Raw genomic sequence first — 23,917 nt, forward strand, 5'->3', positions numbered from 1 at the left:
TTTCTATTTAGAAAAATAATAATGAATGCAACTCTTGATAAAACCTGCTTAACGGAACTCGAAGAACATTTTTCTAAATTTAGAGAAAATATTATTGGTATTGACCACAGTTTTGAATCCTGCTATGGAAAGCAAAAAATGATTTATGCCGATTGGATTGCCAGTGGAAGATTGTATGCTGCAATTGAAGATATTATGCGCCACGAAATTGCACCTATGATTGCCAATACCCATTCGTTTTCAAGTGAAACGGGTAAAGTATCTACTTATGCGTATCAACATGCTAGGCAATTGATAAAAAAACATGTTAATGCTAACGAATCGGATGTTTTAGTGAATACAGGAACTGGGATGACAGCCGCTTTGTCTAAGTTACAGCGCATTATCGGACTGCGCGTCGCGGATAATATTTATAATTTAAAACTTCTTTATGACGATGAAAGACCAGTAGTTTTTATTACGCACATGGAGCATCATTCGAATCAAGTCCCTTGGCATGAAACGATTGCTGATGTTGTGATTTTGCCAGCAGATGAAAACAATTTAGTAGATCCAAAAGTACTATCCAACGAGCTTGAAAAATATTCAAATCGAACATTAAAAATAGGCTCTTTTACGGCATGTTCCAATGTTACGGGAATTATTACGCCTTATTATGAATTAGCCAAAATCATGCATCAACATGGCGGTTTTTGCTTTGTTGACTTTGCAGCTTCAGCTCCTTACGTGAAAATTGATATGCATCCCGAGAATCCAGAAGAACAGTTGGATGCTATTTTCTTTTCTCCGCATAAATTTTTGGGAGGTCCAGGAACTTGTGGTGTTTTAGTTTTTAATGAAAAGTTGTATAAAGCCAATTTCCCGGATAATCCAGGTGGTGGAAATGTAAAATGGACGAATCCATGGGGAGGTTATGAATACAATGATAAAGTAGAGATCAGAGAGGATGGTGGAACTCCGGGTTTCTTGCAAGTGATCCGAACAGCTTTATGTTTTGAACTTAAATCTCAAATGGGTATCGATAATATAAAAAGCAGAGAGAAAGAATTAGTAAATCTTTGTCTACATGAATTTGAAAAGATTCCTGATTTATATGTTTTGGGAGACACAGCAGTGGAGCGAATTGGATGTGTGTCATTTGGTATAGAAGGAATTCATTACAATTTAGTAGTTAGGCTTTTAAACGATCGTTTCGGTATTCAGGTTCGTGGAGGATGGTCATGTGCCAGTACGTATGCTCATCATTTATTTGGAATTGAGGAGTTAGAATCTCAAAAAGTTATTGATGAAATTCAAGAAGGAAATTTAAGTAATAAGCCAGGTTGGGTACGTTTGTCTTTACACCCCACAATGACAAATGAGGAATTGCTGTTTATTTGTAATGCTATTCAAAAAGTAGTTTATAATTGTAAGGAATGGCAGAAAGATTATCAATATAATCGTTCTACAAATGAATTTGAAAGTCAGACAGTTAATGAAACTATTAAGGAAGATGTGAAAAAATGGTTTTGTTTGGTATAATTTATTCAATTAAAGTTAATAAGGTTGTGTCAAGTATGACCTTATTAACTTCTTCATAATTAAGTAGGTTCTTTTTTATTGAACTTCACTATTTAAAAAAATGAGTTTTGAACCGATAGAATCAATGAGAATTAACTTAATAGATAAAAATTTATATGGAAATAAAAAAGGACAAAATAGAAGTAAATCTACTTTGTCCTTTTTAAGTCGGGGTGGCAGGATTCGAACCTGCGGCCTCCTGCTCCCAAAGCAGGCGCGATAACCGAGCTACGCTACACCCCGTAATTCGAGTGCAAAGATAGTGTTTAATTCTGCTTTTCAAAATGTTTTGAAGAAATAAATAAAATTTATTTCTTCATCAGTTTTTTGGATTTGTTAGAGGGTGGATTTTTTAGAATAAAGATTACATTTGCAATTCAAAAAATAAAAAAATGTCAGATACAATAGAAAAAATAAAATGCCTTATTATAGGTTCCGGCCCAGCGGGTTACACTGCGGCCATATATGCTGCTAGAGCGAACATGAATCCTGTTTTATACCAAGGGATGCAACCAGGTGGTCAATTGACTACTACTAATGAAGTAGAAAATTTCCCTGGTTATGTAGATGGAGTTACAGGTCCAGAAATGATGGTTCAGCTTCAAAGCCAAGCACAACGTTTTGGTGCCGATATCCGTGATGGATGGGCTACCAAAGTAGATTTCTCTGGAGAAATTCACAAAGTTTGGATCAATGATAAAATTGAGTTGCATTGTGAAACTGTAATTATTTCCACTGGTGCTTCAGCAAAATATTTAAATATTGCTTCGGAACAACATTATTTAAAAATGGGCGGCGGCGTCTCGGCTTGTGCGGTTTGTGACGGATTCTTTTATAGAAATCAGGAAGTTGTTATAGTAGGAGCAGGAGATTCAGCTTGTGAAGAAGCTCATTATTTATCTAAATTATGTTCTAAAGTAACCATGTTAGTACGTAGCGAAAAATTTAGAGCTTCTAAAATTATGGAAGAGCGTGTTCGCAAAACAGAAAATATAACCATCTTGATGAATCACGATACAGTAGATGTATTGGGAGACGAGCAAGTGGTGACTGCTGTCAGAGCAAGAAATAAAACTACTGGGGATGTGTTTGATATTCCAGCTACCGGTTTCTTCGTGGCTATTGGACACCAACCGAATACTGAAATTTTCAAAGACTATTTAACATTAGATGAGACTGGTTATATTATAAATACACCGGGAACTTCAAAAACTAATGTAAATGGGGTATTCGTAGCGGGAGATGCGGCAGATCATGTATACCGTCAGGCAATTACGGCTGCAGGTACTGGTTGTATGGCTGCTCTTGATGCCGAAAGATATTTGGCTTCTAAAGATTAATTTTTTTCTTTATGAAATGAAAAGTCCCAATTTTTTAAGTTGGGACTTTTTTTATGTGCTGTAATCTGAAAACTGGAACTGAAAAACCAACTTTGGATTTACTTCGCTTTTTTTATCAATTGAGCTTCGCCCAGAAATTTTCGTACCTCTATTTTGGGAGTACCTAGCAAATAGATCTTGGATGTTTTATCTGCATCAACAATGAGTGAGGTATCGGCCATTAAATTGCATATTGCGCTGCCTTCTGTAGTTGCATCCGCATTTTTTATGGTAAAATTAAAACCTGTAAATACACTATTATTGTCTTGTCGAATAACTGCATTTGTAGCATCTCCTTCTATTGTTGCTGTCGCTTTTTGGTACATATCAAACGCAAGGTCTGTTGTTGTGATCAAAGCTTTGACTTGTGCATTTTTGCTTAATTGGATTTTTGCTTTTTCAGCTTTTAAATTCAATTCGATCTTAGATTTATCATCGGCTAGTAGTGTGAAATTTTTTGAATTGACGTTCAAGTATAGCTTGGCAAAATCCAATGAACTAAAGGTAATGTCATCTAGCATTACAGCTTCAAGGGCATTTATAATAGTTGCATTTTTGGCAATAACCGATTTCAAATCATTAGTATAGGTGATTTTTATAACTAATTTTTTGAAGCTAACGATTTCTTTAGAAGTGTAAATACGAAGTGTCTTTTCTTTAATATCAAAGGAAAGATTGTCGTGAAGATTGTCGTCAGCATCAATTTTTATTTCATTTTTTGATCCTTTTTCCAAGAAAACTGTTAGGTTGTCTTCGATTTCCAATGCGGTAAATTCTCCAATTTCTTTCGGTTTTTCGATAACTATTTTCGAGCCTTTTATTTTTTCTTTATTTTGACCGATGGTCAGTGTTGTTGCAAGTAAGAAAAATACAACTAAGTATGAATATTTCATTTTATACAATTTGGGTTGAAATACAAATATAAAAAAATCACCCATTTTGGTGGATGATTTTTGAATTTTTTAAGTTTGAATTACTTATTCTTGATGAACACTTCCTCCTGAATTTTCCTCTTTTTGAATCGATTTTGGTGTTCCATTGTAGGTAATGTTTCCTCCACTAGAAGCTTTTGCTTTTAGATTTACAATAGGATGAACTGTTATCGATGCACCACTAGATGAACTCGCTACCACTTCGTTTGCCAGTAAGTCAGTAGTGTTGATTACACTTCCGCTGGAAGCCTCTGCTTCTACATGCAACGCTTTACCTTTGATGGTTTGATTACTTGCGCTACTGGTTGACAATTGAACAGTTTCATATTCGGTTGTAAGGTTAATGGAGGCTGCACTTGATGAAGCCAAATTAAGGTTGCTTCCTTTTAGTGTTGTATTTGCATTAACAGTTGATGCTGATGAAGCTTCAATTCCTTCAATAACGGGCATTTTTACCGTAATTTTTTTGGAAGAAACATTGATGAAGTTACCAAATTTACAAGAAATAACCAGTACTCCATTTTCTACTTTTGTGGTAATTTCTTTTTGTAAATTATCATCGGCTTCTACAATGATTTCTGTTTTGTCTGATTGTTCGATAACAAGGTCTAAAGCATTGTTTATTTCCACATTTTTGAAATCGCCTGTAACCGTCCTTTTTTCTGTAGTTACGTGACCACTTCCAGTTATAGAATTAATGTTTCCCATCTGATTACAGGATCCAAAGAACAGTGCCATTAGAGTGATGACAATAAATTTTGTGATTAATGTGATGACTTTTATCATGACTATTCCGTTTTAATGATTATACCGTCTTTATTGATTTTTAATTCCTTAAAATTCTTTTTGGTTTTCACAACCGAATCACTTTCTACAGTTACCCCATTTTCGTTAATGGTTACATTTGTTTCGTTGTCATCGTTTTCATTATTATTGTCACTTTCATCGTCTGGACAATTTATACATTTTATTTTGTCTTGCTCTACTCTGAAAATTTCAGTATTTGAATCAGAATTCCATGAAAAGAAATCACCATCTGTGCGATCATAATTTCTCATAGAATCGTCTGGTTTCAATATAGTTCCTTCTAGTAAGAATAAAGTAATTTCAATTTCCTGATCGCGGAATTTATTTTTCAAATCAGTGATTAAATAATTATCAAAAATTAATTGGTTTCCGATGATTTTATATCCGTAGCGAATGGCTTCCGATCTTTTTTTGGCTTCTGACAATGATTTTCCTTTTGCTTCTTTTTCGATTTGAATATAAGCATACTTTTCATCCGATTTTTCGATTCTAAAACTCACCTGATTAGAGTAAATAATGTCATTATTCAAAGAATCTTTTGTAATCATGAAATCATTACGGTCATCTACATTTTTAGCAAAATAATCATTGTGTTTGAATTTGATAAAAAGTGTATCCGTTGGTATTAGATTAATGGTTTCTTTATGAACCGTTCTTCCGTTTACTGCATATGCAGTGGCTTGTTTTATACCAATTGAGATTGCTATTGAAACTGCTATTAGCCAAAGTGCCAATAACGTGTATTTTGCAATATTTCCTATAGAGTTCATATTTGGGGCTAATAATTTAAACCCTAATAATGTCATAAAAAAGAAAGGAATACCAACAGCAAGGAACATTAATAAACCAAAAGACCAGATTGGATAATCGGTAAAATTACCTGCTTCCACAAAACTTTGCCAAGGGAAATCCATTGAAACACTGGTTCCTAATGTGAATACTCCAATGAATAGTAAAACCAGTACTGTTAAGCCTCCCATTATTAAAACTACTCCCAAAAACTTAGCGAAAATCTTGAAGACTGTCATAATAAAATCTCCTAAACCGCTCCCTATTTTTTCGGCGCCTGTTTTTACTTGATTTCCAAATTTATCGTAATCAGCATTTTTTATTTTCCCTGAAACATTTTCAAATTCCTCACGAACTTTTTTTTCAATATTTGAAATTGTAACGGGTTCTCCAGTCATTTCCAGTTTTTCAGAGGTTGTTACCGCTTCTGGAGTTACGATCCAAAGGATAATATAAGCTAAAATTCCAGTTCCAAACCCCGCAAAAACAAATATTAAGAACATGATTTTTAACCAGACAGCATCAATTCCAAAATAATGTCCCAAACCTGTTGCAACACCACCTATCATTCCGTTTTCTTTGTCACGGTATAATTTTTTGGTAGTTCTAGGTGCAGCATAATCTCTACTGTTAGTAGTATTTGGACCATCCTCTTCGATAATGTAATCTTCTGGTTGCCCCATAACGGCGATAACTTCGTCTACTTCTCTAAGGGTAATTACATGTTTCTCTGTTTTTTGTTTTTCTGTCAATAATTCCGAAACTCTCATTTCGATATCCTTGATAATTTCTTCTTGTCCAGATGATTTTGACAGCGATCGTTTTATGGCGTCAAAATAACGAGTCAATTTTTGGTATGCATCTTCGTCAATATTGAAGAACATTCCGCCTAGATTTATATTTACAGTTTTGTTCATGACTATTGTTTTTGGTTGGTTATTAAGTTTACGGCATCAGACAATTCCGTCCATGTGCCATCAAGTTCTCTCAAAAAGGTTTGTCCAATTTCGGTCAAACCATAATATTTTCTAGGTGGTCCCGATGTGGATTCTTCCCAACGATAATTGAGTAATCCATCATTTTTTAATCGAGTTAAGAGCGGATAAATGGTTCCCTCCACGACCAACAATTTAGCGTTTTTCAAAGTGTCTAATATTTCTGAGGTATAAGCGTCTTTCTCTTTTAAAACGGATAAGATACAAAACTCAAGAACACCTTTACGCATCTGGGCTTTTGTGTTTTCAATGTTCATAATTTTTTAATTTGAGTTGATTAGATTTGTTGATGATACTGTTCATTTTTGATTGATGATTGAATGATTAATTATATGATATTATGCTTTTTTAATGATGTTTTAGAAGTTGTTTTAACTTGCAAACACTTTTTTTATTTAAGAAAAGATATTGTCAAAGGGTAATTGTATTCTTCCCCATTAGAGGCCTTGATTGAAGCATAAATGACCAAAAAGAATTCAGCAATTTTTATACAGGCTAATACAAAAAGTGCCAAAACTCCAACAGTTAAAATTCCAATGCTGTTGCCGTAATCAAAGTTTTCAAAAATGATATCATTATTATTGACAAAATCATTGAATGAAATATTTTTTAAAACGGTATATAAAAATATTGGTATAGCAATCATTGCGAGTATCAAAGAGTAAATTAAAATACTCAATTGAAAATTTAACGCCTGTTTGCCATTGTGATCCACAAATTCTGATTGTTCTTTTTTGGATGTCCAAAGGATAATTGGAAATATATAATTCCCAAACGGAATGATATATTGGCTAAAAGTGCTCAAGTGTGTAAATGCTGCAATGTTTCTTTCGGTTGAAGTTTCCATTTTTTTTGATTTTTTTGATTACGTTTTTTGATTGATGATTGATGGCAGAAATTGATAAAATGACTTACCTAGTAATTTCTTATACAAATATATGTCTAAAAGAGAGTATCTTGTATCGCATAGTAGTGTATATTAACATAATATTAACAAAAAACGATTATTTTGAAGGAAAATTATACTTAATTAATCAAAAAACATAGCTTTGATTTATTCTATGACGTTGATAGCATTAAGCATAAAGGATTACTTCACTATATGTTATTTTCATAGGAGTTCAGTGAATTTCATTTGAAGCTAGCTACCGAAGTAGCGGATAGCCTGACAGTATTAGTGAAAGTTGTCATTTAATTGAAAGTAGAATCATTTTTTATGAAAACCCGAAATGAGATAGAATAAAGTAATTGTGGATTTTTATATGTACGCATAGTATTTTTTGTATTTTAGCAAAAAAATGTATCCCATGGAATTAACAGCATCTAAATTAAATCGATTCGTATTTTTTAAATTGCCTTCTGCATTTATATGCGGGGTGCGGGTGAAATCTATCGATAAAGATAAATGTGTGGTCACGGTAAAGCACCGATGGATTAACCAAAATCCTTTTAATTCTATGTACTTTGCAGTTCAGGCGATGGCTGCCGAGTTGACAACAGGAGCGATGGTAATTGATAAAATCCAACAAAGCGGAAAGAAAATTTCGATGCTGGTGGCTAATAATAAATCTAATTTTTCAAAAAAAGCTACAGGCCGAATCACTTTTAAGTGTCAAGACGGTCATTTAATAGAGGAGGCAATTCAAAATACAATTGCTACTGGGGAAGGTCAAACGTTTTGGATGAAATCTATTGGGACTAATGAAGAGGGCTTGCAGGTTTCCGAAATGGATTTTGAATGGAGTATCAGACTAAAATAAGCTGCTATTTTTTAAATAAAAAAAAGCTTCGTTAACTAGAAACGAAGCTTTTTTTGATATAAGGCAATAGTGAATTAATAATTATTATAGAAAACAACCTTACTTTCAATACTTGAGAGTTGTATTCTTGGGGGAGCGAATAAAAACCTGCCTCAAAATTAAACAAAACTATAACGTGATAGTCTTAAAATTATATTAAAGTTTTGTTTAAAAATTAGTTGTTCTTTCCTTTGAAAAAAAAATTTTTAAAAAAAGATGACAATTTGACATTTTAGAAGTTTTGGCAGTACTTTTGCAATCGAATCTTATGAATAAAATTATGTTTAAGAATTTTTTTAAAAATAAAAGTAATATGACTACAGAAAATACAGAATTCGATCAAGAAATAGATGATGTGACATTAGAGAATAATGCAAATGGTGAGCAACTTATTATTGAAGAATTAAGTGTTGAAGAGCAATTAGCACAAGACTTAGCCAAAGAGAAAGATAAGTTTTTGAGATTATTTGCTGAATTTGAAAATTACAAAAGACGTACTACAAAAGAAAGAATCGAGTTGTTTAAAACGGCCAATCAAGAAGTATTGCTTGCTATGTTGCCTGTATTAGATGATTTTGACAGAGCAATAATTGAAATCAGTAAATCGGAAGATGAATTGCTTGCCAAAGGTGTAGAATTGATTCACGAAAAACTGAAAAGCACTTTAGTTGCCAAAGGATTAGAACAAGTTGATGTTAAAGCGGGTGATGCATTTGATGCTGATTTTGCCGAAGCAATTACTCAAATTCCAGCAGCATCTGACAAGATGAAAGGAAAAATTGTAGATGTTCTTGAAAAAGGGTACAAACTAGGCGATAAAATTATTCGTTTCCCAAAAGTGGTAATTGGTAACTAAAAAATCAAATTGCAAATCATAAATTCTAATGTGTTGAACAATTGGAGTTTATAATTCAAATATTTGGAATTTATTTTAATTATGAAAAAAGATTTTTACGAAATATTAGGCATTTCAAAAGGTGCAGATGCTGCCGAAATTAAAAAGGCATACAGAAAAAGTGCATTGAAATACCATCCTGACAAGAATCCTGGCGACAAAGAGGCAGAAGAAAAGTTCAAATTGGCTGCCGAAGCATACGAAGTATTGAGTGATCCTGCCAAAAAAGCAAAGTATGACCAATATGGGCATCAAGCATTTGACGGTTCTGGCGGTTTTGGCGGTGGTGGTCATGGCGGAATGAATATGGATGATATCTTTAGTCAATTTGGAGATATTTTCGGTGGTGGTTTTGGAGGATTTGGCGGAGGCGGAGGCGGAGGTCCTCGTCGCGTAAAAGGAAGCAATTTGCGTATTAAAGTAAAATTGACTCTGGAAGAAATTGCCAATGGTGTTGAGAAAAAAGTAAAAGTAAAACGTAAAGTTCAAGCTCAAGGTGTAAGTTATAAAACCTGTTCAACTTGTAATGGTCAAGGTCAGGTAATGCGAGTTACCAACACGATTTTGGGTAGAATGCAATCAGCTTCAACTTGTCCAACTTGTGGAGGTTCTGGTCAAATTTTAGACAAGAAACCAAATAATGCCGATTCTCAAGGAATGGTGGTAGAAGACGAAACGGTTTCTATCAAAATTCCTGCTGGTGTTGTAGACGGAATGCAATTGAAAGTTTCAGGTAAAGGAAATGACGCTCCAGGGAACAGTGTTCCAGGAGATTTGATAGTAGTTATTGAAGAAATTGAACACGAATATTTGAAACGTGAAGGTGAAAATCTGCACTATGATTTATACATTAGTTTCGCAGAAGCTGTTCTTGGAATTTCAAAAGATATAGATGCTGTAAACGGAAAAGTAAGAATCAAATTGGAAGAAGGAATTCAATCCGGTAAAATTCTACGATTAAAAGGGAAAGGTATTCCAAGTATTAATGGTTACGGAAGTGGTGATTTATTAGTACATGTGAATGTTTGGACTCCAAAAACTTTAAATAAAGAACAAAGACAATTCTTTGAAAAAGCGTTAACGGATGATAACTTTACTCCAAATCCTGAAAAATCAGATAAATCATTTTTTGAAAAAGTAAAAGATATGTTTTCATAACTTTTTAAAACAATAAAATACAAACCCATCCTTTATTCGTTAAGGATGGGTTTTTTAATGTACAATTAAGACAATTAAGTCCTGATTTTTTTTACTTTTACGCCAATTAAAAAAGTAGCATGAGTAACATACTTGAAGTAAGTAAAGTAGTTAAGCAATATGGTGATTATGTAGCGCTTAACGAAGTGTCATTAACCGTTCCCAAGGGAAGTATATACGGACTTCTTGGTCCAAATGGTGCAGGGAAAACTTCACTAATTCGAATTATCAACCAAATTACAATGCCCGATAGTGGCGAAATCACTCTTGATGGCGAAAAACTTCAGCCCAAACACATACAATACATAGGATATCTTCCTGAAGAAAGAGGCTTGTACAGCTCTATGAAGGTAGGAGAGCAGTGTTTGTATTTGGCACAAATGAAAGGATTGTCCAAAGCCGAAGCCAAAAAACAATTGGATTATTGGTTCGACCGCTTGGGAATTCAAGGTTGGTGGAACAAGAAAGTTCAAGAATTGTCCAAAGGAATGGCACAGAAAATCCAGTTTGTGGTTTGCGTTTTGCATAAACCTAAATTGTTGATTTTTGATGAGCCTTTTTCCGGATTTGACCCTGTAAATGCCAATGTCATCAAAGACGAAATTTTGGCATTGCGTGACGAAGGAGCTACGATTATATTTTCTACCCATAGAATGGAAAGTGTGGAAGAATTGTGTGATCATATTGCACTCATCCACAAATCGAATAAGTTGATTGAAGGAAAGTTAATTGATGTGAAGAGACAATTCAAAACCAATAGTTTTGAAGTTGGTATTGTGTCGGACAATGTAGAAGGTTTGATGTTCGACATTACCCAAAAATTTAAGGTAGGACAGGCCAATTTTAAATCATTAAACGATGAAATAAAATTGGAGATTCAACTCGGTAATGCCACACCAAACGAATTGCTGAATGTGCTGACACAACGCGGTCAGGTAATGCATTTTGTTGAAAAAATCCCTAGTGTGAATGATATTTTTATTCAAACAGTAACAGGATAGATTAATTGGATTGTTGAATTTTTTAGACTTTTCGACTAGAAATTCAACAATCCAACAATCGAATGATCAAATAATCTAAAAATCGAATAATCTATATAAATGAGCATTATTTCATTAATAATAAAAAGAGAGTTTATTGCCAAAGTTCGCAATAAGTCATTTGTTGTAATGACTTTTTTAAGTCCGTTGCTGTTCGTTGGAATTGCTGGTTTTGTTGCGTATTTGAGCTCGATGAAAGCCGAAACAAAACGTATTGCAATTCATGATGAATCGGGTTTGTTTGTCAACGAGTTTGTAGCTCAAAATGATAAAGACAGTGAATACAGGTACTTGGATTTGTCGGCAATTGATGTTCAAGCTCTTAAAGACAGTATAGCTGAAGAACATTTTGAAGCCTTAATTTATGTTCCAAAAACGAACAGTAACAAAGATTTGGAAAATAAAATCGAATTGATTTCCAATAATAGCCCAAGTATAATTTTCATTGAAAAGGCCCAGGGAATTATTGCCGATAAATTGACTAAAGATAACTTGGAATTGGCACATTTGGACACTTTAGCCATAAAAAATGCTAAAGCTGAAGTAGTTTTGAATCTGTCCAAAGCTTCTGGAGAAGAAAGTATTAGAGGGCTTAATGAAATAAAAATAGCTATAGGTGGCGCTTTTGGCTATCTTATTATGATGTTCATAATTATTTATGGAAATATGGTGATGCGCTCTGTAATAGAAGAAAAAACGAATCGTATTGTAGAGATTATAATTTCTTCGGTAAAACCGTTTCAACTCATGATGGGAAAAATAATAGGGACATCATTGGCAGGTTTATTGCAGTTTTTAATTTGGACTGTAATCGGTCTATCGTTAATGTTTGCTGCATCTGTATTTTTTGGCGTCAATATTGGGCCAGCATCCAATGTTTCTCCAGAAATGATGCATGCTGCTCAGCAGGAGTTTTCAGGAACTGCCCAAATGTATATCAAAGAAATTTGGAATCTTCCCATTGCCAGTATTTTGATTAGTTTTATCATTTATTTTATTGGAGGGTATTTTTTATACAGTTCTTTTTATGCCGCAATTGGAGCTGCTGTAGATAATCAAACGGATTCGCAGCAATTTCTTTTACCTATAATAATGCCGTTGATGCTTAGTGTTTACATTGGTTTTTTTACGGTTATTAATGATCCCCATGGAACTATAGCGGTAGTTTTTTCAATGATACCCTTAACATCACCAATAGTAATGCTCATGCGTATTCCTTTTGGAGTACCATGGTGGCAAATTGCAATTTCCGTATCTTTGTTGTTCGGAACTTTTTTTGGTGTAGTTTGGTTTGCTGCCAAAATCTACCGTGTTGGAATTTTGATGTATGGAAAAAAACCGAGTTGGAAAGAGTTGTATAAATGGTTGAAATATTAAAGGTTATTAGAATAGTTAAGTTATAATGCCAAAATAAAAAAGTTATTTATGTCGAAAATTCTGATTATCGAAGACGAAGAAGCTATTAGAAGAGTATTGTCCAAAATACTTTGTGAAGAAAATGAGTCTTATGAAGTTGATGTAGCCGAAGATGGTGTCATTGGACTTGAAAAAATAAAAGGAAATGACTATGATCTGGTTTTATGCGATATAAAAATGCCAAAAATGGATGGCGTTGAATTACTTGAAGCCGTAAAAAAAATTGATAACGAAATTCCTATTGTAATGATTTCAGGACATGGGGATATGGAAACAGCAATCAATACCATGCGCATGGGCGCATTTGATTATATCTCAAAGCCACCCGATTTAAACCGATTGCTGAATACAGTCCGAAATGCATTAGACAAGAAAAAATTGGTTGTCGAGAATAAAATTCTGAAGAAAAAAGTAAGTAAGAAATACGAAATAATAGGGGAAAGTGAACCAATCAATCTGGTAAAAGTCATGATTGATAAAGTGGCTAAAACCGATGCAAGAGTCCTCATAACAGGTCTAAACGGAACTGGAAAGGAATTGGTTGCCCATCAGTTACATGACAAAAGCGATCGTTCTAGTGCACCAATGGTTGAAGTGAATTGTGCGGCTATTCCTAGTGAATTGATAGAAAGCGAATTGTTTGGGCACACAAAAGGAGCCTTTACATCGGCGGTAAAAGATCGCGCAGGGAAATTTGAAGTAGCCAATAAAGGAACTATTTTCTTGGATGAAATTGGAGACATGAGTTTGTCGGCTCAAGCCAAAGTTTTGAGAGCTTTACAAGAAGGAATCATAACACGAGTAGGGGCAGACAATGATATAAAAATCGATGTACGTGTTATTGCTGCTACCAATAAAGATTTAAAAAAGGAAATTTCTGAAGGCCGTTTTAGAGAAGATTTGTATCATCGTTTGGCAGTTATTCTAATAAATGTACCTTCTTTAAATAATAGAAGGGAAGACATACCTTCTTTGATTGAGCATTTTACAAATAAAATAGCAATTGAACAAGGTAATGCAGTTAAGCATTTTTCAGCGGAGGCCATTCGTTTGTTGCAAGAATATGATTGGACAGGAAATATTAGAGAATTACGCAATGTGGTAGAACGCTTGATAATACTTGGAGGTAACGAAATTTCCGAAAGTGATGTTAAGGCTTTTGCGAGTAAATAATAAGGAATTTAATGGTTTAAAAATTTAATGGTTTAAAGATTTGGCGTCTATTTTTAATCTTTCAATTATTTCAATTTTTAATCTTTCAATAATAAGAAATGAAACTAAAGAAAATAAATCAAGTATTGCAGGAAGCCTTAATTGATTGCGGGTTGACAGAAGCAAATGAAATGCAAAAAGAAACTTTTTCGACCATAAAAAGTGGATCGGATGCAATTGTTGTTTCTCCAAAAGGTTCGGGAAAATCTACGACTATCGTGATGAATGTCATTCAGCAACTGGTTTGCGAAGGAGAGGAATCGCCACGTGCCTTAATTATTGTGGAAGACAAAGCTAAGGTTCTTGAAATGGAAGAACTTTTCGAAAAGTTTGGAAAATTTACCAACTTGAGAGTATATGGCGTTCACGATAAAGGGGATATGGAATATGATAAAAATTATATTTCTGCCGGTATAGATGTTCTTATTGGGACTCCTAATAAATTGAGTGATATGTTTACTACAGCTGGGTATAATGTAAACCGATTGAGAATGTTTATACTTGATGATGCTGACCCGATTTTGAAACTGCGTCACGAAACAAAAATCATGCGAATCTCAAATAGTATTGCCAAAACGCAACGAATTATTTTTACAGAAAAATTAACGGAGCGAATCGAAATCTTGGCAGATAAAATGTTGTTAGAACCTTATGTTTTTGATTTTGAGGAAGAATATGACGAAGATGAAGAGGATTTTGAAGAAGAAGAATCTGTAAATCCAGATGTTGATGATTTTGAAGAAGAAGATGAGGAGATTGATGATGACGAAGAGGAATAAAATTTAAGAAGAAATCAGAAGACAGGAAGCAAGACTCCGAACGTACAAGTTTTTAAGATGCTTTTAGTTTAATGATTTGATATAATAATAATTTAAAAAATAAAATCATCATGGGATTAATGAAGGTATTTTCGGGAAGTGAAATTTTGGCATTGTCTTTGCAAGAGAGGATAGAGGCCGCTGGAGTGGAAACTACAATTAAAAATAACATTCAGTCAGCCAGAATGTCTGGTTTTCCAAATTTGGACTCAGCTGTCGAAGTGTTTATCCAAGAAACTGATTTTGCAAAAGCAAATCCGGTTATCGAAGAATTTAGGTTGAGTATCTAGTTAAATTAAATTAATTTGATTTTTTTTTGAAAAACCTTGAGACTTATTTGTATCAAGGTTTTTTTGTAATATAATTTTAGAATGAAAGAAGTACAATACAAAATGATTGTTTTGGATATGGATGATACGTTGTTAACCGATGACCATACCATATCTGATGAGAATAAAGAAATGATTTTTAAAGCTCAGGAAAAGGGCGTTTATGTTGTTTTAGCCTCAGGAAGGCCAACTTCGGCGATGACGGCTTATGCAAAAGAACTTAAAATGGATTTCTATAATTCATATATGCTTTCTTATAATGGGGCTGTAATTACCGACCTGAAGGAGGATAAAATTCTTTTTGAACAAACCTTGACCAAAGAGCAAATCCATGAATTGTATGATTATAGTTTAAAAAGCAAAACGCATATCATTACTTATGTAAATGATGAAATTGTTAGTGAAACCGATTCGGAATACATTGATGTTGAAAAGCATATTACAGGTTTGGTACACAATAAAGTAGAGAGTTTCAAGGATACTGTACAGACCAATGCGGTAAAATGTATTTTATTGGAAGAGCCATCTTATCTCAAAACCGTTGAAGATGATTTGAAACTGGCGATGCCACATTTGAGCGTTTCTATGTCCAAACCGTTTTTTCTTGAAGTTGCCCAACAGGGTATAGACAAAGCTTACAGTTTGAAAAAACTGGCAAAGAAATTAGATATTCATCAAAGCGAAATCATTGCCGTTGGAAATGCAGGAAATGATTTGACCATGATTGAGTATGCTGGCTTGGGTGTTTGGGTTGATAATGTAACTCCTGAATTGAGAGACAAAGCCGATTTAATTGTGGCTTCCAATAATAATCATGGTGTTGCTGAGGTAATTAGACGTTATATTTTGAATTAATGAAATCCTATATAGAAACAGAAAGATTAATTTTAAGGGAAGTGATTTCTTCTGATGACGAAGGAATGTTTGAATTGGATTCGAATCCCGAAGTGCATCGTTTTTTAGGAAATAAGCCTGTAAAGCATATTGATGAAAGTAGATTGTATATTGAAAATTTAAAACAACAATATACGGAAAACGGAATTGGTCGTTGGGCAGTAATTCTAAAAGAAACCAATGAATTTATTGGATGGTCGGGTATAAAGTTAATTAAGGAATCTATCAATAATCATCAAAACTTTTATGAGATTGGGTATCGTTTTATACAAAAACATTGGGGAAAAGGTTATGCTACCGAAGCAGGACTGGCTTTTGTGGATTATGCCTTTAATGAAATGAAAGTGGATGCTCTTTATGCTTATGCAGATATTGGGAATAAGGATTCAAGAAAAATACTAGAAAAACTGGGAATGTATTATGTTAATTCCTTTGAATACGATGGAGAAGAAGAAGTCTGGTATGAAATGAAAAACCCCAATTTATAATTTTCCATTTTCAGAAAAAAATCCGTCTCGTTGAACTGTCCCCAAAATTTAAATACTTTGGGCGTTCAACGAGACGGATTTATTATGATTTTTTGTCGTTGTAGAGATATACTGTAAATTATCGACTGCAGTTCATCTCTACAAAATGGATTTATAGGTTATTTTTTGGCAACCGAAATAAAATAACTATTTCCGTCACCCATTGTTAGTTTTATTCTTTCGTCACATACATCGATGACAAATTTACCATTGTCATAACAGGTACAAGTTGTTTTCTTGTCTTTCGACATTTCGTTGTCACATTTTCCTGTTTTATAACCTGCCAATTGTGGAGTATAAAAAGAAACCAAATCGGTTGAAGCAGTTACTAATGAAATGATGCTGGCTGAGTTATCATTTGCAATTCTGTAAACGATTCTGTCTGTATAGTTGATGTTGTCCACCGAAACTTTTCTGATATAGGTATAAGAAGTTGAAGCAGTTTCAACTGATTTTTCTTCAAATTTAAAGCCAAGACTTCTAATGTCAAGATTGAACCTCTCCTGTGAATTGTGACTTGCCCAAGCTGTCAGTGTACTAATTGTTGGAAAAGGATTTTTAGTTGCTATTGCCGGTGCATTTTGAGCTTGTGAGCAAAGTGTAACAAATAGTAGGGAGATTGTGAGGTAGAATGATTTCATTTTTTGTTGTTATTTATTTAATATTAACCTACTCTTTATGGTTTTCGGCGATCCCATTTATTTTTGGAAAATAATATAGTTTTCTCTAAAGTTTGATTTCTAGAAATTTAAGACAATCTTTTGCAAGGAATGTAATGTGAATACTAATTTGATCCATTTTTTAAACAGATAAAATCATGTATTATTACTTCCCCACTGAATTATTTTTTGAAAAAATTAGTTTTTTGAGATTTTCAATAACGGAACACAGCGACTTTATTTGGTATGGGATAAAGTTAGTGCTGTTAAATTGTTTTTGGAATTGTGAAATTAGTATTTAAATAAATAAGAACAAAACCTTAAAGGGGAAAATAAAGCTTTTTTTATTAGTGAATTGAATACGTTTTTTAATTCTTTTTTGGGTTTAAAAAATGATATTTTTAGTTACAGGTAGTATGATATATAGGATAATTTTAATTGCATACTATGTAAATTATCCTGATTTTCCTTTGGAGTTTTGGTGGTAGAAAAAATGGATTTGATGGTTTAAACCAATAGGGTAAATAAAAAGGGGTTACTGTACTTGAGTAACCCCTTTTTTTGTTTTTTTCGACGATTTATATTCTAGTCACCGTCATTTTGGCATTAGCCATAGCAGGGATGACCTGAGTCATTTTTTCGGCCATTTTTGTGGTTGGATTGATCCAAAATGTAATATTGTCATTGGTGTTTTCATTGGCTTTGATTTCCACTTTCAAACAATCTTTAGCATTTACCATTTCATTACCCAGCACTTTTAAAGTTACCATTTTGGCTTTCATGGTAGTCATATCGGGTACTTCGAAAATCAATTGATAATCTTTTTGCAAAGGCAATCCGGCTATAACAGAGTCAAAACCAGCTCCGTCACACAGATAAGCTCCGGAGAAAGGCATTTCCGTTTTATTTCCTTTCATGTCGATACTCATTTTGTCTTTAGAAAAACTAGTAATAATGTTTTGCCCCATTTGTTGTATTTTTCTTGAAACAATCACCAAGTCATTTGTAAATTCGGCTTCGTCAACCATTTCTCCCATGGCTCCGGAAGCGATGTCTTTTACAGTCCAATTGGCTCCATTTTGAGAAATCGTTCGGCTCATGCTCATAGGGATAGTTTGTCCTTGCACTTCAATCACTAAATTATAATTAAGCGTTTGTGCTTTTAGGCTGTTGCTTAGTTTTGGTAAAGCAGCTGCCGATTTTACCGATTTAGCAGGTTCATAAGTCACTTTACTGATATCAACTGTCAATTCTTTTAGCCTTTTTGCAACATTTTCAGGCATTTCTTTTTGGTATCTTCCGCCTAAAATGCCGGCCAAGAATTTTTCAGTTTCGGCATACATTGCCATACTGTTTATCGGTTTGCGAAAACCATGTCCTTCATCATCTGCCAATAGGTATGAAACTTGTTTTCCTTTGTCTCTCAAAGCTACTGTGATTTGATCCGCTTCTGCTTTTTTAACTCTTGGGTCGTTTGCTCCTTGTATGATTAATAAAGGTTTTACAATTTTGTCGGCACTAAATAATGGACTGGCTTCGCGGATTCTCTTTTTACCTTCTTCGGTATTTGGATCACCAACCATTCCGTATAGATAAGCTCTACCTGATTCCCAATAAGCTGGTACTGATTCTAATAATGTAAAAATATTACTTGGCCCAACAATATCAACTCCACAGGCATATAAGTTTGGTGTGAAAGCCAATCCAGCTAAAGTGGCATAACCACCATAACTTCCTCCCATAATGGCTACTTTGTCTTTGTTAGCGATACCTTTTTCAATCAAATGATTTACTCCGAAAGTGATATCGTCCTGCATCAATTTTCCCCATTGCAAATCACCTGCATTTAGGAATTTCTTCCCGTATCCACCACTTGCTCTAAAGTTGGGTTGTAAAACAGCATAGCCTCTGTTTGCCAAAAATTGAGCTTCAGAGTCATATCCCCAAGTATCTCTAGGTCCTTTTGGTCCACCATGAACCAATACTACTAAAGGCAGATTCTTATCATTTTTTCCTATTGGTAAAGTTAAATAAGCTGGGATTTCTAAACCATCACTACTTTTGTAGCGAATGGATTTCATTGGCGCCAAATATTGTTCAACCTTTTTTAAAGCAGGTCTTGGAACATACTGAAGTATCAATTCTTTGGTTTCAGTGTCAAAGAAATATGCTTCAGCGGCATATTTGTCACCCCAAGTACTAATTAAGAATTTTTTGTAATCTTTGGTAGCACTTTGGAAATTCACTTCCCTTCCTTGGAATTTTTTCTTCAAAAAGTTATAATTGCCTTCCCAAGTTTTATTTTTCCAATAATAATCAGTTTGATCATTGGTATAGGAAGTATATATAATTTCACGTGTGTTATCGTCTATATTTATACCTCCAAAATCGACAGCGTTTTTGGGATCACTTTCCAATTTAGTCAATTTTAAAGTTTCTAAATCTATTAAGTATAAAGTAGAAAGATTCAAATCTCCTTTGTTGGTTACTAAATAAGCTTGTTTGTTGTCTGGTGTCCAACCAGTAATATAGGCTTGTTCGGTAACCAAGGTTTCATAAATTGGTGTCAAAACATCACCCACTTTTTTGTACATGATGGTGTTTCCTTTTTCATCGGTTTTAGATAAAACTCTTAGATTTTCTTCCCAATCAAAATCGTAACCGGTGATTCTATCTTTATTTTCATATATTTTAGTCAATTCTCCAGTAGAAATTTTAAGTTGGTACAAATCGTGCCAAGCCTTGTCTCTGTCATTTAATCCGATCATCAACAGATCAGGATTCTTTTTGCTAACGATATTGATTTGAGCTGTAACCTCTTTTAGAGGAGTTAAGTTTCTGGCTTCTGGAACTTTACCTTCAGCAGCTGTTGCCATAGGGTTTACTGCAAATACGTTAATGTTTTCATCTCCGTCTTTGTCTTTTACAAACAAAATGTTTTTGGAATCATGCGTCCAAAAGTAACCATACAATGGTCTTTTGCTATCAGTTAAGGGGCGTGCTTTGTCAAAAGGTTCGTCAAATTTTTTAACCCAGATATTCATAATGCCTTGGTATTCCTTCATGAAAGAAATCCATTTCCCATCAGGACTTAATTGTCCTCCGGATATTTCCGGGTTTCCAAAAAACAACTCTCGGTCAAGAATTGGAGTTGCGTTTTTGGTTTCTTTGGTCTGTGCTATCATGCTGCTAATCGAAATTAGGAACATGAAAAAGCAAAAGCTGTGTTTTTTCATACAATAGTGTTTTAATAGTTAAGAGGTATGTCGCTATTGTGATAAAAAAGTTACAAAAAAAATATCTTTTTATTTCTTGGGTTTTGTTCGTAAATTTGCACACTTAAATTTTTTGACAACGATTTCATTAATTTAAGGTAATTATGGAGAATAGAAAAAAAGTTGCTTTTTACACGCTTGGTTGCAAATTGAATTTTTCGGAAACATCAACAATTGCGCGTAATTTAGAAGATGAAGGTTTTGATCGTGTCGATTTTGAGGAAGTGGCCGATATGTATGTAATCAATACTTGTTCGGTTACGGAGAATGCTGATAAGCAATTCAAACAAGTGGTGCGCAAGGCAATGAAATTAAATGACAAGGCTTTTGTCGCTGCAGTTGGCTGTTATGCTCAGTTAAAACCAGAGGAATTAGCGAATGTCGATGGAGTAGATCTAGTTCTTGGGGCTACGGAGAAATTCAAACTTGCCGATTATATCAATGATTTATCGAAGAATGATTTTGGTGAAGTACATTCCTGTGAGATAGCCGAAGCCGATTTTTATGTTGGAAGTTATTCAATCGGGGATAGAACCCGCGCCTTTTTGAAAGTGCAGGATGGCTGTGATTATAAATGTACCTATTGTACTATTCCGCTTGCTCGTGGAATTTCGAGAAGTGATGAATTGGAGAATGTTTTGAAAAATGCCTACGAAATTTCAAAACAAAATATCAAAGAAATTGTCCTGACGGGTGTCAATATTGGAGATTATGGAAAAGGGGAGTTCGGGAATAAAAAACACGAACATACTTTTCTGGAATTAGTTCAGGCTTTAGATGAGGTTGAAGGAATTGAAAGATTGCGTATTTCTTCGATTGAACCAAATTTATTGAAGAACGAAACGATAGAATTTGTTTCGAAAAGCAGAACTTTTGTACCGCATTTTCATATTCCGTTGCAATCAGGAAGCAATGATATATTGAAATTAATGAAGCGCCGTTATTTGCGTGAAGTGTATACAGAAAGAGTGAATAAGATTCGTGAAGTAATGCCACACGCTTGTATTGGTGTGGATGTCATTGTTGGATTCCCTGGAGAAACCGATGAACATTTCTTGGAAACCTATCATTTCCTTAACGAAATGGATATTTCCTATTTACACGTTTTTACCTATTCGGAGCGTGATAATACGGAAGCTGCCGAAATGGAAGGCATCGTTCCTGCCAATGTTCGTGCCAAACGAAGCAAAATGCTACGCGGTTTATCAGTTAAAAAACGCCGTGCTTTTTATGAAAGCCAATTAGGTACAAACAGAACGGTACTTTTTGAAAGTGAAAATAAGGAAGGCTACATTCATGGTTTTACAGAGAATTACGTAAAAGTAAAAACACCTTGGAATCCAGAATTAGTAAACACTTTGCACGATATCAATTTGACAAGAATTGATGAGGACGGAAGCGTTCGAATGACGTTTACTTCGTCAGTTCGACCTGCGGTCTCGGGTTTGAATGTAGAGGTTTAAAATATAAATTGGATTTCTAGTATAAAAAACAAATACGAATTGCACTAATTTACACAAAACTGTTCGTGTAAATTAGTGCAATTCGTGTTTTATAAATCTTGAAGATTAAGGATTTGTTGACCAAATACTGCTGTTTTTGATAAAAACGCGTCTGTTTAATTTTAGCTGGGCAATAATTAATTCGGCCATATCTTCGGACTGCATTACTTTATCGGGATTACCGTCTGTAAGGTTTAATTCTTTTGCCATATCGGTTGCAACAGTACTTGGAGTTAAAGCCGTAACACGAATGTTGTGTTTGCGCACTTCCTGCATCAAAGAATCTGTCAGTCCCAAAACTGCAAACTTTGAAGCACTGTAAGCACTTGTTAATGCATTTCCGTTTAATCCTGCTGTTGAGGAAATATTGATAATGTCACCGGTTTGTCTTTCAATCATGTTAGGCAAAATGGCACGGGTTACGTAATAGGTTCCCATTAAATTCACCTGAATAATACGCTCCCAATCGGCTGGCTCTAATTCTAAGAATTTTCCAAAAGCTGCAATTCCGGCATTATTGATTAGAATATCAATGGTTTTGAATTCGGATAAAGCTTTTTCTACAGCAGTATTTACCGAGTTGATATCAGCTACATCTGCAGTTATTGCTAGCGCTTTCACTCTTAATGAGCGTGCTTTTGCAGCTACATTTTCGATTTCATCTTGTGTTCGTGCCAATAAAATTACGTTTACACCTTCTTTTGCTAATGCAAGAGCTATGGCTTTTCCAATTCCTTTTCCTGCACCCGTAATCAGGGCATTTTTATTTTTTAAGTCGTTCATTATTTAGTTTTTAATTTTTTTTCTAATGTTAATTTAAAAATAGTCGCTTCCAAAACTTCAGTGTCGTTATCTTCACAAAGTAGGAATTCAACTTTATCAGCGGAGTTTTTATAAACAGTTAGACCTTCAAATTTATGGGTGTCACTGATTTTTTTGCTGAAATCGATTTTCATGGTTTTGGTGTCGATACAACCGATGAAACTTCCAAGAATTTCACCATCGTTATAAGTAGAATCTGTGTCTTCGGCGGTTGATAAAAAATAAATTTTATTGTCGAGTGCAACGGCATCAGTGAAACTGCTGCGGACTCCTTTTATTTTTGGTAATTTATAGCTGTTGGAAAGTATATTGAACTCGTTGACCAAGTTTTTGCCCTGAATGGTAAACAATACATTTTTGGCTGATTTTCCATTGCCTCGGTTGAACAAATACCATTCTTCTCCTGTGTAAACAGCACCTTCTATATTGAAATCCTCGGGTTTTATTTCGCCAAAACTTTGCATTACTGAATACAAATCAGTCAGGTCATTGGTGCTTATTTCTTTCTCAAGGGTGTTGATTTGGATCATTTTGTTCCTTTTCTCTGTAGAACCTGAACCAAAAATATAGAGATTGTCTTCAAAATGGGTGATTGCCTCAAAATCTGGTTTTTCGCTTTTAGCAATATTTTCGGTTGCGTTTTCTATGATTTCATGACGTTGTAGATTTTTGGAATCTATATTGTATTCGTATAGAAATCCGCTGTTGTCGCCTATGATAAATAAGCTGTTGTCTTTGTAAATAAGTCCCGAGGCAGAACCGATTCCGATGATGTGAAAAAGAATTTCAAATGTGAATTTTTCCATGAAAAGTTGTTTTGAAAATGAATGTCCTAGCCCAGATCAAAGTGGAAATCCTTTTCAAGAACTGCTGGATTAGTTCCTCAAAAATAGTCTTTTTTGTTGGGAGCAGAAAATGAAGCCTTTGTTTTGAAAGGGATTACAGCGAAAATGAATTGCTTTTTTAAACTTTGGTTTCTTATGTGTTTTGTGTGTTTGTGTAAAATAATTAATGTTTTGTTTGGTTTAATTGACTTTTGTTGAAGTTTTATTAATATTTAGTTCATTTTT

Annotated in this window: 22 protein-coding genes and 1 tRNA gene; 13 read left to right on the plus strand and 10 right to left on the minus strand. The window is 34.2% G+C overall.

Going from position 1 to position 23,917, the window contains the following annotated elements:
- The first annotated feature begins 21 nt into the window (after positions 1-21).
- Positions 22-1,521: an aminotransferase class V-fold PLP-dependent enzyme gene (locus B0E44_RS11755; RefSeq protein WP_077375129.1), complete on the plus strand. Its 1,500-nt coding sequence runs from the start codon at positions 22-24 to the stop codon at positions 1,519-1,521.
- Between the two features lie 207 nt (positions 1,522-1,728).
- On the opposite strand, the gene B0E44_RS11760 is transcribed toward B0E44_RS11755, so the two are convergent.
- Positions 1,729-1,803, minus strand: a tRNA-Pro gene (locus B0E44_RS11760).
- 149 nt (positions 1,804-1,952) lie between these two features.
- Between B0E44_RS11760 and trxB the strand changes: the two genes are divergently transcribed.
- A complete protein-coding gene (trxB, locus tag B0E44_RS11765; RefSeq protein ID WP_077375132.1) occupies positions 1,953-2,900 on the plus strand; it encodes a thioredoxin-disulfide reductase in 948 nt (315 codons plus the stop codon).
- Positions 2,901-2,998: 98 nt separating this feature from the next.
- On the opposite strand, the gene B0E44_RS11770 is transcribed toward trxB, so the two are convergent.
- The 5 genes from B0E44_RS11770 to B0E44_RS11790 form a co-directional block, all read right to left on the minus strand.
- Complete coding sequence (locus B0E44_RS11770) at positions 2,999-3,832, minus strand: GIN domain-containing protein (protein WP_077375135.1); 834 nt, start codon at positions 3,830-3,832, stop codon at positions 2,999-3,001.
- Between the two features lie 84 nt (positions 3,833-3,916).
- A complete protein-coding gene (locus B0E44_RS11775; RefSeq protein WP_077375138.1) occupies positions 3,917-4,657 on the minus strand; it encodes a head GIN domain-containing protein in 741 nt (246 codons plus the stop codon).
- Between the two features lie 2 nt (positions 4,658-4,659).
- The gene (locus B0E44_RS11780; protein WP_077375141.1) at positions 4,660-6,384 is read right to left on the minus strand and encodes a PspC domain-containing protein; all 1,725 of its coding nucleotides are present in this window, start codon (positions 6,382-6,384) and stop codon (positions 4,660-4,662) included.
- Between the two features lie 2 nt (positions 6,385-6,386).
- Positions 6,387-6,719, minus strand: coding sequence for a PadR family transcriptional regulator (locus B0E44_RS11785; RefSeq protein WP_077375145.1), 333 nt, complete (start codon positions 6,717-6,719; stop codon positions 6,387-6,389).
- Between the two features lie 134 nt (positions 6,720-6,853).
- Positions 6,854-7,309 carry a DUF4870 domain-containing protein gene (locus tag B0E44_RS11790; RefSeq protein WP_077375148.1) on the minus strand — a complete coding sequence of 152 codons (456 nt, stop codon included), beginning with the start codon at positions 7,307-7,309 and terminating at the stop codon, positions 6,854-6,856.
- 460 nt (positions 7,310-7,769) lie between these two features.
- Between B0E44_RS11790 and B0E44_RS11795 the strand changes: the two genes are divergently transcribed.
- The 10 genes from B0E44_RS11795 (at position 7,770) to B0E44_RS11840 (ending at position 16,550) form a co-directional block, all read left to right on the plus strand.
- Positions 7,770-8,222, plus strand: a complete 453-nt coding sequence (locus B0E44_RS11795; RefSeq protein ID WP_077375314.1) for a DUF4442 domain-containing protein — start codon at positions 7,770-7,772, stop codon at positions 8,220-8,222.
- A 319-nt stretch (positions 8,223-8,541) separates the two neighbouring features.
- Complete coding sequence (locus B0E44_RS11800) at positions 8,542-9,117, plus strand: nucleotide exchange factor GrpE (protein WP_124019322.1); 576 nt, start codon at positions 8,542-8,544, stop codon at positions 9,115-9,117.
- A gap of 81 nt (positions 9,118-9,198) precedes the next feature.
- Positions 9,199-10,314 carry a molecular chaperone DnaJ gene (gene dnaJ / locus B0E44_RS11805; RefSeq protein ID WP_077375151.1) on the plus strand — a complete coding sequence of 372 codons (1,116 nt, stop codon included), beginning with the start codon at positions 9,199-9,201 and terminating at the stop codon, positions 10,312-10,314.
- A gap of 119 nt (positions 10,315-10,433) precedes the next feature.
- On the plus strand, positions 10,434-11,354 hold the full coding sequence (locus B0E44_RS11810; protein WP_077375154.1) for an ABC transporter ATP-binding protein: 921 nt from the start codon (positions 10,434-10,436) through the stop codon (positions 11,352-11,354).
- A 99-nt stretch (positions 11,355-11,453) separates the two neighbouring features.
- Positions 11,454-12,770 (plus strand): ABC transporter permease, encoded by a 1,317-nt coding sequence (locus B0E44_RS11815; protein WP_077375157.1) that lies wholly within the window; start codon positions 11,454-11,456, stop codon positions 12,768-12,770.
- Between the two features lie 48 nt (positions 12,771-12,818).
- Positions 12,819-13,982, plus strand: coding sequence for a sigma-54 dependent transcriptional regulator (locus B0E44_RS11820; RefSeq protein ID WP_077375160.1), 1,164 nt, complete (start codon positions 12,819-12,821; stop codon positions 13,980-13,982).
- 98 nt (positions 13,983-14,080) lie between these two features.
- The gene (locus B0E44_RS11825; RefSeq protein ID WP_077375162.1) at positions 14,081-14,800 is read left to right on the plus strand and encodes a DEAD/DEAH box helicase; all 720 of its coding nucleotides are present in this window, start codon (positions 14,081-14,083) and stop codon (positions 14,798-14,800) included.
- 110 nt (positions 14,801-14,910) lie between these two features.
- On the plus strand, positions 14,911-15,129 hold the full coding sequence (locus B0E44_RS11830) for a putative signal transducing protein (RefSeq protein WP_077375165.1): 219 nt from the start codon (positions 14,911-14,913) through the stop codon (positions 15,127-15,129).
- Between the two features lie 81 nt (positions 15,130-15,210).
- Positions 15,211-16,023 (plus strand): Cof-type HAD-IIB family hydrolase, encoded by an 813-nt coding sequence (locus B0E44_RS11835; protein WP_077375168.1) that lies wholly within the window; start codon positions 15,211-15,213, stop codon positions 16,021-16,023.
- Positions 16,023-16,550 (plus strand): GNAT family N-acetyltransferase, encoded by a 528-nt coding sequence (locus B0E44_RS11840; RefSeq protein WP_077375170.1) that lies wholly within the window; start codon positions 16,023-16,025, stop codon positions 16,548-16,550. The genes B0E44_RS11835 and B0E44_RS11840 overlap by 1 nt, the downstream gene beginning before the upstream one ends.
- 158 nt (positions 16,551-16,708) lie before the next feature.
- Here B0E44_RS11840 and B0E44_RS11845 read toward each other — a convergent pair whose 3' ends face one another.
- Together B0E44_RS11845 and B0E44_RS11850 are read right to left on the minus strand one after the other, a co-directional pair.
- Positions 16,709-17,230, minus strand: a complete 522-nt coding sequence (locus tag B0E44_RS11845; RefSeq protein WP_077375173.1) for a hypothetical protein — start codon at positions 17,228-17,230, stop codon at positions 16,709-16,711.
- Positions 17,231-17,826: 596 nt separating this feature from the next.
- Positions 17,827-20,484, minus strand: coding sequence for a S9 family peptidase (locus B0E44_RS11850; protein WP_077375175.1), 2,658 nt, complete (start codon positions 20,482-20,484; stop codon positions 17,827-17,829).
- A 143-nt stretch (positions 20,485-20,627) separates the two neighbouring features.
- Between B0E44_RS11850 and mtaB the strand changes: the two genes are divergently transcribed.
- On the plus strand, positions 20,628-21,986 hold the full coding sequence (mtaB, locus tag B0E44_RS11855) for a tRNA (N(6)-L-threonylcarbamoyladenosine(37)-C(2))-methylthiotransferase MtaB (protein ID WP_077375179.1): 1,359 nt from the start codon (positions 20,628-20,630) through the stop codon (positions 21,984-21,986).
- 105 nt (positions 21,987-22,091) lie between these two features.
- Here mtaB and B0E44_RS11860 read toward each other — a convergent pair whose 3' ends face one another.
- Together B0E44_RS11860 and B0E44_RS11865 are read right to left on the minus strand one after the other, a co-directional pair.
- Complete coding sequence (locus B0E44_RS11860) at positions 22,092-22,808, minus strand: 3-ketoacyl-ACP reductase (protein WP_077375182.1); 717 nt, start codon at positions 22,806-22,808, stop codon at positions 22,092-22,094.
- Positions 22,808-23,653 carry a hypothetical protein gene (locus B0E44_RS11865; protein ID WP_077375185.1) on the minus strand — a complete coding sequence of 282 codons (846 nt, stop codon included), beginning with the start codon at positions 23,651-23,653 and terminating at the stop codon, positions 22,808-22,810. Before B0E44_RS11865 ends, B0E44_RS11860 begins: the two co-directional genes overlap by 1 nt.
- Positions 23,654-23,917 lie beyond the last annotated feature (264 nt).

This window comes from Flavobacterium sp. A45, from assembly GCF_002001005.1.
Classification (GTDB): domain Bacteria; phylum Bacteroidota; class Bacteroidia; order Flavobacteriales; family Flavobacteriaceae; genus Flavobacterium.